This window comes from Mycobacterium sp., assembly GCF_019243155.1.
Taxonomy (GTDB): domain Bacteria; phylum Actinomycetota; class Actinomycetes; order Mycobacteriales; family Mycobacteriaceae; genus Mycobacterium.
Map to the genome: position 1 here is coordinate 1 of NZ_JAFAUS010000346.1, position 6213 is coordinate 6213.

General features: G+C 63.7%; 8 protein-coding genes and 1 pseudogene. 3 read left to right on the forward strand and 6 right to left on the reverse strand.

What is annotated here, in order from left to right:
- Nucleotides 1–202: 202 nt before the first annotated feature.
- The gene (locus tag JOZ00_RS17950) at nt 203–505 is read left to right on the forward strand and encodes a DUF3349 domain-containing protein (RefSeq protein WP_293345952.1); all 303 of its coding nucleotides are present in this window, start codon (nt 203–205) and stop codon (nt 503–505) included.
- A gap of 6 nt (nt 506–511) precedes the next feature.
- Entirely contained in the window at nt 512–796 is a 285-nt protein-coding gene (locus tag JOZ00_RS17955) for a hypothetical protein (RefSeq protein ID WP_293345954.1), read from the forward strand.
- A 7-nt stretch (nt 797–803) separates the two neighbouring features.
- Here the strand turns inward: JOZ00_RS17955 and JOZ00_RS17960 are convergent, their stop codons facing one another.
- The 6 genes from JOZ00_RS17960 to JOZ00_RS17985 form a co-directional block, all read right to left on the reverse strand.
- Nucleotides 804–1685 carry an SDR family oxidoreductase gene (locus JOZ00_RS17960; RefSeq protein WP_293345956.1) on the reverse strand — a complete coding sequence of 294 codons (882 nt, stop codon included), beginning with the start codon at nt 1683–1685 and terminating at the stop codon, nt 804–806.
- Between the two features lie 17 nt (nt 1686–1702).
- Nucleotides 1703–2425 (reverse strand): enoyl-CoA hydratase-related protein, encoded by a 723-nt coding sequence (locus JOZ00_RS17965; protein WP_293345958.1) that lies wholly within the window; start codon nt 2423–2425, stop codon nt 1703–1705.
- 2 nt (nt 2426–2427) lie between these two features.
- Nucleotides 2428–3654: a cytochrome P450 gene (locus tag JOZ00_RS17970; RefSeq protein WP_293345960.1), complete on the reverse strand. Its 1227-nt coding sequence runs from the start codon at nt 3652–3654 to the stop codon at nt 2428–2430.
- Between the two features lie 191 nt (nt 3655–3845).
- A complete protein-coding gene (locus JOZ00_RS17975; protein ID WP_293345962.1) occupies nt 3846–4880 on the reverse strand; it encodes a cation diffusion facilitator family transporter in 1035 nt (344 codons plus the stop codon).
- On the reverse strand, nt 4877–5278 hold the full coding sequence (locus JOZ00_RS17980) for a metalloregulator ArsR/SmtB family transcription factor (protein ID WP_293345964.1): 402 nt from the start codon (nt 5276–5278) through the stop codon (nt 4877–4879). Before JOZ00_RS17980 ends, JOZ00_RS17975 begins: the two co-directional genes overlap by 4 nt.
- A 64-nt stretch (nt 5279–5342) precedes the next feature.
- Nucleotides 5343–5957, reverse strand: coding sequence for a TetR/AcrR family transcriptional regulator (locus JOZ00_RS17985; protein WP_293345966.1), 615 nt, complete (start codon nt 5955–5957; stop codon nt 5343–5345).
- A 153-nt stretch (nt 5958–6110) separates the two neighbouring features.
- On the opposite strand from JOZ00_RS17985, the pseudogene JOZ00_RS17990 reads away from it, so the two are divergent.
- Nucleotides 6111–6213 (forward strand): annotated as a pseudogene (locus JOZ00_RS17990) (pyridoxamine 5'-phosphate oxidase); the annotation flags it as partial.

The following is a 6213-nucleotide window of genomic DNA, read 5'->3' on the forward strand; positions in this document are numbered from 1 at the left end:
TTGCTGAGCATCTCGGCCAGCGCGTCGAGTTGGTCATGAAATGCCGTCCGCATGTCACTACCCTAGAACGCTGGCCCCTTCCGCAGTAGCGTGGGTGAACTGGCCATGAACGCGGCATTTACGGATACTCGAAAAAGTTGCCTTTAGGGGTCGGGGGAACCAGTGTTGATCGCGGGACGGTGCGTAGAGGGGCGGTCATGCGGTGTCCGGTTTGCTGACGCGGATCGTTACACTCCTGCGCGCGGGATACCCCGAGGGCGTTCCGCAGGGTGACTACGTGCCCCTGTTGGCGCCGCTAAGCCGCCGCCTGTCCGACGACGAGGTCGTGGCCGTCGCGACAAATTTCATGACCACCAGTCATACGCCCGTCGAGGGCACTGACGTGCGGGTGGCGATCACCAAGCTGACCGACGAGATGCGGTCGTCGGAAGACACCGAGCGCGTGAAGCGGCGGTTAGTCGCGGCCGGCCGGCCCGTGACGGATTCTCTGGACTTACTGGGGTAGAGGGTCATGGTGGCGACGAATACGGGTGATGAACTATCAGCCGACGTCGCCGAAGTCATTCCGCTGAGCCAACCTTCCGAACTCGCCCAGGCCCAGCTCTTCATCGATCTGTTGCGCCGCGAGATCTCGACGATGAAGCGAAAGATGACCGATGCCGAAGCGGCGTGGCAACGCCGTTGCGAGTCCGAGGGTTACGTCGAGCCTCCCGAGCGGCTGGCGGTGGTGCGGGACCGCCTAGCCGAAGCCAAACGGATGCTCAAGGCGCTCAACGCTCGCTTTCCTCGAAAATGACCAGCGGTCAGTCGGATGACCCGCTCTCCCTTGGAAAATGGCGGCGCAGCGCCGTGGCGAAGAGGCGGTCGAGCGTCCGGTCGGGCAGGATGCGCGCCAAGCGGGTGAGCAGCGCGGCGTCGCGGCCGACCGTGTAACGCGTGCGCGGGTTGCGCGCCATCACCACCTTGGCGATCACGTTAGCCGCGGCGTCGGCGGGTAGCCCCGAGTCGGTATGCGCCGCAGTCTGTGCGGTGATCGCGTGCACCAGCCCGCCGTAGCGCTGGTTTTGTTCCGGAGTCATCTTCGACACCAGCTCGTTGGCTCCGGCGATCGCCCGGCCGGGCATCTCCGTCCTCACGGCCCCGGGTTCGACCACGACCACCTGGACACCGGTCGCGGCGAGTTCGCGGCGCAACGAGTCGCTGACCGCCTCGAGCGCGAACTTCGTGCCCGCGTACGGACCGTAGGTGGCCATGGCGATCCTGCCGCCCACCGAGCTGATGTTGACCACGCGACCCCGGCTACGGATCAGCTCCGGCAACAGCGCCTGCGTGACGGCGATGTGACCGAAGAGGTTGACCTCGAACAGCCGTCGCCACTGGTCGATCGGAAAGGTCTCGACAGGCACGTTGACTCCGATGCCCGCGTTGTTCACCAGCGCTCGCACCCGCATGCCCTCGTGCACTCGAGCGGTGAGCGCCCGGATGTGGTCACCGTTGGTGATGTCGAGGATCAGGGGCTCGATGCCCGGCCCCCGGATTGCGTCGGCGTCCCGATCGCGCCGAACACCCGCGAGGACGCGAAAGCCCTGCCGAGCCAGTTCGCGTGCCGCGGCCGCCCCGATACCGGTGGACGCACCGGTTATCACGACGATCTCTGTGGGTTTCGTTGGCGCTGAGGCCGTCATCCCAACGAAGTTACCTGTTAACTGTCGTCCCGACCTTGCAAGAGCCGGCTCAGCTCGGCGGCCTCGCTCTCGGCCGCGGCCTTGGCGATGTCGGCTCGGCCGGCGGTGATGAGGCGTTTGGTCGCGCGCACCGCCGCGTTGTCGAACTTCGCGATTTTCGCTGCGGCGCTGAGGGTTTCGTCCAGCAACTGGCTATCGGGAACCCACCGCCAGGCAAACCCCATGTCTACCGCTGCGGATGCGTCGATCCACTCGCTACTGAGCACCGCCCAGGTTAGGTCGGGCCAGCGTAGGCGCCGCGGGAGTAACGCCGAGCTCCCCGCTTCGGGTACGATCCCCAGTTCGGTGAAAGGTAAGCGCAGTCTTGCTGTTTCGGCGACGAGGACCAGGTCGCAGTACATCAGCATGGTCGCGCCGATTCCGACAGCCACCCCGTTCACGGCGGCCAAGAGTGGCTTGTCGAAACCGCCCAGCACTTCGAGCAGTAAGTTGAATTCGGTGCCCGCGTCACTTTGGCCATCCCTTGCGAGTTTGAGCAGGGATCGGTCGGCGCCGGCGGAGTATGCGCGGCCCGCGCCGGTGAGCACCACCGCGTGAACCGAGTCGTCGGTGAGGCACGCGTTTAGAGCGAGGTGGAGGTCGCGATAGTCCGACGCCGTAAACGAATTCAAGCGTTCGGGCCGATCGAAGGTCAGGACTCGAACGCCGTCGACGTCACGGCTCCGGGTGGACTCACTCATGTTCAGCTGTCGAAGGCGATGGGGAGGCTGTTCGGCCCGCTCAAGCCGAACGCCGGCTTCCACGGGGCCGGCCCGGTTCGGCGAGGGTTGGAAATCCGGCGGGTGACGGTCTTGAGAGCTTCGGCGATCTCCAGACGGGCCAGGTTGGCTCCGAGGCAGAAGTGCATGCCCGCGCCGAAGCTCAGTATCGGTGGCAATCCCTCGCGGGTGATGTCCAAGCGGTCGGCATCGCTGTAGATTTCCGGATCACGGTTGGCCACAGCCGTATTCGTGAAAACCATCGTGCCGGCGGGGAACATCACGCCCGCGAGTTCGACGTCTTCGGTGGCGACGCGCAACAGAGCGTTGGATATCGGGGCGTGGCGCATCGTCTCGATGACGGCAGACATCGCCAGTTGGGGCCTGTCTCGCAACAGGTTCCATTGATCGGGGTGATCGCAGAGGACATCGATGGAGGCGGCGACCTGGTTGCGCGTGGTGTCGGTGCCTGCCATCAATAGCGCGGCGGCGAGCATGCGCAGCTCGTCGGTACTGAGGCGATCACCCTCGTGCTCGACGCGGATCAGGTCGGAGAGCAGGTCGTCGGTGAGGGTGTGCCGACGACGGGCGATCATCTCATCGACGTACTCGTCGAGTTCGCCCCAGGCGCGCATCACGTCGGGTTCGCCGTCGGCGGCGAAGGGGAAGATGAAAGCCCTGAAGATCTGGTCGGTCCACACCGCGAACTGTTCCCAGTCTTCTCTGGGCGCGCCGAGCAGCGCGCAGATGACGGGCACGGGGTAGGGGCGCGCGATGTCGGTGACGACGTCGCAGTGGCCTTGACGGCTGATCGGCTCGACGATTCCGTCGATCACATTCGCGATGGTGTCGTGCAACCGCTCGACCGCTCGGGGAGTGAACGCCTTCGATACGACGCTGCGTACCCGCTGATGTTCGGCGCCGTCCATGCCCAGCAATGAACGGACTACCTTGTCCCACAGCGGTCCGGACGTAATGCCCTGGACGGCGAGAATGTAGCCGGGCGGGACTTGGAACCGGCTGTCCCGGAGGATGGTTCGCACCAGTTCATACGAAAGCACCTCGGGTCCAAGCGTTCCCAGCACGATAGGCGATTGCGCCCGTGCTTGAAGAAGTTGCGAGTAGACCTCCGAGGGAGGCGCGGTGACGTCGTACTCGATGGTCGGCAAGCCGGCATCGAAGACGCTCGGGCTGGTGGTGTCGACGGTCATCTGGCCCCCTCTTGTCGGTGGATGGCGCACCGTTCGCAACGCGCGGCTCGGGTGTCGCATCGAAGGGTGTACATCGTAACCCCCGGCTCCCAAGACCAAATAGTTGTTCCGATAACGCTAGTTTGGGGTGCTGATCACGTCAAGCGTCTGGGGGCTTAGCAGAACTCACGTCTGCGGGGCGGGGGCCTCGGTCAGGTCCGAGCGGTGCCGCGGTCGTGGTCTTCCGGGGCAGAATCGGGATGCGCCGGGTAGGCGTGGATCAGTGCGGTTCTCAGTTTGGGCACGGCGTGAGTGAGTTGGTGCTCGGCGGCGTGGGCGATCCTATGCGCGTCGGCCAGTGTGGTATCAGGTTCGATATCGAGTTCGGCATCGGCATGTAAACGGTGGCCGATCCACCGCATCCGCACACTGCGAACGGAACGCACGCCGGGTTGCGCACACAACGTCCGTTCGGCGATCTTGACGGTCCCAGGATCCACGGCATCAAGCAGTCGACGGAAGATGTCGCGCACCGCGGTACGCAGCACCGCCAGGATCGCCACGGTGATCAGCAAGCCGATGATCGGATCGGCGAGCGGGAAGCCCAACGCCACACCGGCGGCGCTGAGCAGAACGGCCAGTGAGGTAAAGCCGTCTGTGCGTGCGTGCAAACCGTCCGCCACCAACGCGGCAGAGCCGATACGGCGCCCAACTCTGATTCGGTACACGGCGACCCACTCGTTGCCGAGGAATCCGATGAGTCCGGCCGTAGCAATCCATCCGACATGCTGGACGGGTTGAGGGTGGATCAGCCGCTGCATCGCCTCGTAGGCCGCGACGATTGCCGATATCGCCATCATCGCCACGACGAACAAACCCGCAAGATCCTCGACTCGGCCGAAACCATAGGTGTAGCGCAGGGTTGCTCGTTTGGTGCTGAGCGCGAAGGCAATCCACAGTGGTACCGCTGTAAGCGCGTCAGAGAAGTTGTGGATGGTGTCGGCGGCCAATGCCACTGAGCCCGAGATGATTACGACGATGATCTGCGCAGCAGCTGTCAAACTCAGAATGAGCAGACTGATCTTCACGGCGTGGATACCAGCCGCTGACGATTCCAGCGCACTGTCAACACTGTCGGCCGCGTCGTGAGAGTGCGGCGCGAATATTTCTTTGATCACCCCCGCTAACCCCCGCGAATGTGAATGGTGATGGTCATGCGTGTGCCCATGGTTTGAGGAATGAGTCACCGTTGATGCCCTTTTCGCTGAGTCAAACCGCCGTCAAGAGAACGCAATTCGGAGTCGTCCCGGTGGTGCGAGGGCAGACCGGGACCCGCGTGTTCGGCGTTGAATACAGCATCCACTACCAACTGGCGGACATGCTCGTTTTCGAGACTGTAGAAGATGGTGGTGCCCGACCGGCGGGTGCGCACCAACCGTGCCATGCGGAGCTTGCCCAGATGTTGCGACACCGAGGGGGCGGCCTTGCCCACCCGCTCCGAGAGGTCGTTCACGGATGACTCTCCATCCGACAGCGCCCACAACACCTGTATGCGAGTCGGATCGGCCAACATGCGGAACACCTCCACAACGAGGTGGACCTGATCCTCGGCTATAGGGGTGAACGCCTTGTTACCTGCATTCATACGCAGATAATAGGCAAAATTGTCTTGGGACGCCAGCGGTGGACGGCGAGGGTCGAATGGGTCGCTAACTTCGTGAGGCGACTAGCTGGGCCAACCCGCCGATGATCAGGTCGAGCCCGAAGGCGAACTCGTCTTCCAGTGGCACGGGGAGGTGCTTGGCGACGGCGGCCGTCGCGGGAAACAGATCGCGGTCCAGGGCGCGAAATTGTGTTTCATCGCTTGGGCGGGTCGTCGTCGCGTGACCGTCAAGCTGGGCCACGAAGCCCAATACGTAATGCGCCAATGTTGCATACGAGCGCGCGGCGAGCCTCGGCGCGAAGCCATTGTCGAGGAGCAACGCGATGACACGTTCGCGCTGAGCCATCGCATTGGGTCCGACGGGGAGCCGGTCGAAAAACAGCGGCGCGACGCCTGCGTGCTTGCGCAGGCCGTCGAACGTGGCCTGCGTGGCGGCTTTGATCGCCTGCTGCCAACTCATCGCCCGCAGCCGCTCGATGTCGAGTTCGACTGAGCCGTAAACCAAGTCGACCACTTGCGCCACCAATTCATCCCGGCTGGTGAAGTGCCGGTACAGGGTTGCGGTCCCGGAATCCATCCGCTGGGCAAGGGTGCGCATCGACAGCGCGTCGGCGCCCTCCTCGTCGACTATCTGCAGCGCGGTAGCGACGATCTTTTCCACTGGAATCGAGGGTCGTCCCCGGGAAGGCCGAACTGCTTTGGCTGGCTTGCCAGAGGTGGTTGCCACACGGGCAAGTATGGCCGCTCTTGACAGGCATACGCAATAACGGCAACACTGTAACCATAAATAGCCGATGAAAGCGAACCGACGAAAGTGCTGCTACCACTTGCCACCGAGCCATTCGTGGCTCCCACCGACCGCGACATGCTCCCATCGGAGCGACGAGAATTCGTGCGCACACATCGCACCTGCGTAT